The organism is Rhodoferax sp. (assembly GCF_014859475.1).
Taxonomy (GTDB): Bacteria; Pseudomonadota; Gammaproteobacteria; order Burkholderiales; family Burkholderiaceae_C; genus Rhodoferax.
Map to the genome: position 1 here is coordinate 1 of NZ_JACUUE010000209.1, position 4,291 is coordinate 4,291.

Sequence of the window (4,291 nt, forward strand, 5' to 3'; positions counted from 1 at the left end):
TGCTGCAATTGCTGCTGGCCGAGTTGCCGCTCAAAACCGCCGTCAAACTGGCCGCTGAGATCACCGGCGAGCCGCGCAATGCGCTTTACGAACTGGCTTTGGCATTGAAAGACAAAGCGGCTTAGGGCAAAGCCTGCTACTTGATACAAACCGAGCGCACCATCTTCAGGTCGGTCAGCCCCATCATGACTTTTTCCATGCCGTCCATTTTCAGGGTGCGCATGCCGCCCTCGACGGCTGCGGCAAAAATGTCGGCCACCCGGGCGCGCTCCTGAATCAGTTTCTTGATGCCATCGTCAGCAATCAGCAACTCATGCAGGCCGACCCGGCCTTTGTAACCCGTTTGATGGCACTTGTCGCAACCGGCGTGGCGGTAAAACTTGAGCGGCCCGCCGGCGCTAAATTGCGTTTGCCAGCTGGCAATGAGCTGGCCCAGCTCTTCCTCATAATGATCTTTCCATTTGGCGGAATGGCGCAATTCGTCGGCGTATTCCATGGCAAACAGACGCAGCTCCTCGGCATCAGGCACATAGGCCTCTTTGCAGACGCACAACTTCTTGGCCAGGCGCTGCGCCAGAATGCCCAGCAGGGCATCGGCAAAATTGAACGGGTCCATGCCCATGTCGAGCAAGCGCGTGATGGACTCCGGCGCCGAATTGGTGTGCAGCGTGGAGAAAACCAGGTGGCCGGTGAGCGAGGCTTCCACGCCCATCGCCACGGTTTCATGGTCGCGCGACTCGCCCACCATGATGATGTCGGGGTCGGCGCGCAAAAATGAGCGCATGACCATCGCAAAGTCGATGCCCGCCTTCTTGTTGATCTGCACCTGGCGCAAGCCTTTCTGGGTGATTTCAACCGGGTCTTCGGCGGTCCATATCTTGGTGTCGGGGGTGTTCAGGTTTTTCAGGATCGAGTGCAGCGTGGTGGTTTTGCCCGAACCGGTGGGGCCGCACACGTAAAAAAGGCCGTAGGGTTTCGAGATGGTTTTGAGCACCCGCTCCATGTTGTGCGGGGTCAGGCCGAGCTCGTTCAGCGGAATGGGCTCGCCAGCGGCCAGTATCCGCATCACCACGTCTTCAACACCGCCCGCCGAGGGGATGGTAGCCACGCGCAGTTCGATGTCGATGGGGCCGTACTTCTTGAATTTGATCTTGCCGTCCTGGGGGCGGCGGCGCTCTGAAATATCGAGGTCGCACATGATTTTCAGGCGCGTCACCATGGCCTGGCGGAAATGCGCCGGCACCTCGATGTAGGGTTGCAGAGAACCATCGATGCGAAAGCGGATACCGGTTTTGAGCTTGCCCGGCATGGGCTCGATGTGAATGTCGGAGGCGCCCTGGTGGTAGGCGTCGAGGATAACCTTGTTGACAAATTTGACGAGTTCGTTGTCAGCCGCCGCAGACTCCAGCGAATCGTCGTTGCTGCCATCGTCCATGGGCGCGCTGTCCATGTCGGCCAGCATGTCACTGATGCTGCCACTCTCGGCCTCCACGCCAAAAATCTGGCCCAGGGTCTGCATGAACTCGTAGCGCGTCGTGACCCGGTAAGAAAACTTCGGCGTACGCGGAAAAACCTGGGCCACGATGCGCGAACTGCGCACGGCTTCGGGGTCCAGGCACATGATGACCAGGCCATCCGGCGACTCTTCCAGCGGCAACCAGCCCTGCTCATCGATGAACTCGCGCTTGAGCGCGCTGTGCAGCGCCTCGGAGCGCACGTGGCCCTCGCTGAACGGCTCGTAGGGCACACCAAAAAACTTGGCCAGCGACGGGCCGATCTGGGCCGGTCGCACCTGGTATTCGGTGAGCAGCACATGCTCGACCGTCAAACCCTGTTTGCGCGCCTGCTGCAGGCAGTGCTCGAGTTCTGCCGCACTCATGACATCGCTGGTGACCAGGCCGTCGTATTTGGTAACCATGCGCCGCACGCTGTCTTCCTGCTTGAGGATGCGCTGCCGGATGGCCGTGGCGAGGGTCTTGCACAGCTGGGTGGCACCTTCCACATCGAGCGTGCCGAAAGGCTGGTTCTTTTTGCTGTTGATGATTTGCAGCACGCCATAAAGCGTGTCGTCCGCCAGGATCGGCGCCGTCAGCATTTGCCGTGTGCGGTAGCCTGAGCGCTTGTCCACCTCTTTGAAGAAGGTCAGCGACGGGTGCAGATTTCTAAGTGCGTCGTCGTCATAAACATCGGGCAAGTTCACCAGCTTTTGACTGAAGGCCACATACCCGGCGACGCTTCTGGGCGCGATCGGCAGCTTCAGATCACGGCTGCTATTGAGCCCGGTCTTGACCTTGGAGGTGATGGCAGTGCGCTCCTCGTTGACCACATAAAGCGTCAACCGATCAGCATTGAACAGCCTGCAAATATCCTGACTGGATTCCAACATGATTTGTTCAATGTTGTCAGTCTCATAGATGCGAGCGGTAATTTCTTGAAGCTGCTTGTAAAAAAGCGCCTCCACGGTCATGCCGCCTTGGTCCAGATTGGAAAGTTGGTTGGGAGCGTTCATGTTGGCGCGTGCCTGCACATCACAAGCCGTACCTGGTCAGCTGCCAGGTTGAAGCATGAGCGCGTCGCGTGTCAGCATTGGGAGAATTGCAGGACAGTGCCGCTCAAGGTGATTTGGTCACCTTCACTCAGCATTCTGGGTTCCTGGCCAACCGGGGAACCGTTGAGCATGGGCGCGTCAGCCCCTCCAACCAGATGCACAAAGTAGCTCTGTTCACGTCGCGTGATGGCAGCCACCGCCACACCGGGCTTGCCAAACGTCGTCACGATTTTTGTCAGGCGCAACTCGCGCCCGACGGCTGGACCGGCGATGACTTTGATGCGGCCGATCAGGTCGGCGGCTGGCTCAACCGGGCTTGCCGGTGGCGTGGGCACCAGGCCGGCGTTAACGCTCAGACCCTCCTGATCTTCCACGCGGTCTTCCACGTCGCCCGAGTTGGCTGAAAACTTGATGGTGAAATTGCCGATTTCAATGACATCACCATCTTGCAGCGCCTGCTTTTTGACGGCGCTGCCGTTGACATAAGTGCCGTTGGTGCTGTGGAGGTCTTCAATGCTCACATGCTGGTCTTCAAGCACCAGGCAGGCATGCTGACCACTGACCGCCATATTTTCCATGACGACATCGCTGTAGGGGCGCCGCCCCAAAGTGGTTCGTTCCTTGGTGAGCTGGACTTCCTGAAGGATGTCACTGCCAAGCTTGATGGTGATTTTGGGCACAAACAGCTCCTGTAAACATGTGTATTTGACTAACCGGCAAACAAACGCGACAACTTGCCAGGCTTGTCTGGCACATCTATGGCGTGGATTAATATAACGCCAATATTATCCCGCCCACCTTTGGCATTGGCCAGATTAATTAAGGCAGAGGCAAGTTTGGCCATGTTTTTCTCCTGAACCATCAGACTGGTCATGCAGGCATCATCCACCATATCGGTCAATCCATCGGAGCACATCAGGTAAAGATCACCCGGAACAACCTGAAAAGTGCGGACTTCGACTGGCACCTTGGCGTCCACCCCAAGGGCGCGGGTCAACAGGTTTCGACCCCGCGCATGCGCCGCCTTTTCGCGAGTAATCAAACCGGCGTCGATCAGCTCCTGCCGAAGTGAGTGGTCGGTGGTGATTTGCGTCAAGGTTTCGTCGCGCAAAAGATAACAGCGCGAATCTCCCACGTGAGTCAAGTACAGGCGATCAACCTGAAATATACCAGCCACCAGGGTGGTGCCCATGCCTGCACAGTCGGAGCTGTCGGTGGCTGCTTGCAGAATCGCCTGATTGGCCCTATCGACACTGGTTGCCAGGGCGCGGCAGAGGTCGGCTGGATGACTCAGTGGCGCGCTGCCGGACAAGCATCGGGGCAGTTCGGTTGCAATCATGGTGGTGGCCATGCCACTGGCGACCTCTCCCGCGTTGTAGCCGCCCATGCCATCCGCCAGCACGGCCACGCCGCAATTTTCGTCAACAAGCACGGCATCTTCGTTATTGCGACGAATCAGGCCCGGATCGGTTTTGGCACAGAAGGTGTAGTACATGATTTATCCATCAGCCAAGCACGCAGGGGGAACAGAAAATCTGCCGCTGCGATATGACACTTCCAGAAATAACAAAGCCGGATTGTCCATCAGGAAATCCGGCTTTATGGCTTTGACCATGTCAAATGCCTCGCTTCACAGGCTCAGGCTACAACATGGCCTTGAGCAGCTTGGCCATCTCGGACGGGTTGCGCGTGACTTTGAAGCCGCATTCCTCCATCACCGCCAGCTTGGCTTCAGCGGTGTCG

3 protein-coding genes and 2 pseudogenes are annotated in these 4,291 nt (G+C 57.9%); 1 reads left to right on the forward strand and 4 read right to left on the reverse strand.

Annotated features, from left to right (window positions below):
- Nucleotides 1–125: pseudogene (locus IBX54_RS13075) on the forward strand (16S rRNA (cytidine(1402)-2'-O)-methyltransferase); the annotation flags it as partial.
- An 11-nt stretch (nt 126–136) separates the two neighbouring features.
- Here the strand turns inward: IBX54_RS13075 and IBX54_RS13080 are convergent.
- The 4 genes and pseudogenes from IBX54_RS13080 to IBX54_RS13095 all read right to left on the reverse strand — a co-directional run.
- Nucleotides 137–2,509 (reverse strand): ATPase, T2SS/T4P/T4SS family, encoded by a 2,373-nt coding sequence (locus IBX54_RS13080; RefSeq protein WP_296543098.1) that lies wholly within the window; start codon nt 2,507–2,509, stop codon nt 137–139.
- A gap of 71 nt (nt 2,510–2,580) precedes the next feature.
- Complete coding sequence (locus IBX54_RS13085) at nt 2,581–3,228, reverse strand: FHA domain-containing protein (protein ID WP_296543099.1); 648 nt, start codon at nt 3,226–3,228, stop codon at nt 2,581–2,583.
- Nucleotides 3,229–3,257: 29 nt separating this feature from the next.
- On the reverse strand, nt 3,258–4,043 hold the full coding sequence (locus IBX54_RS13090) for a Stp1/IreP family PP2C-type Ser/Thr phosphatase (RefSeq protein ID WP_296543100.1): 786 nt from the start codon (nt 4,041–4,043) through the stop codon (nt 3,258–3,260).
- A gap of 148 nt (nt 4,044–4,191) precedes the next feature.
- Nucleotides 4,192–4,291 (reverse strand): annotated as a pseudogene (locus tag IBX54_RS13095) (succinate--CoA ligase subunit alpha); the annotation flags it as partial.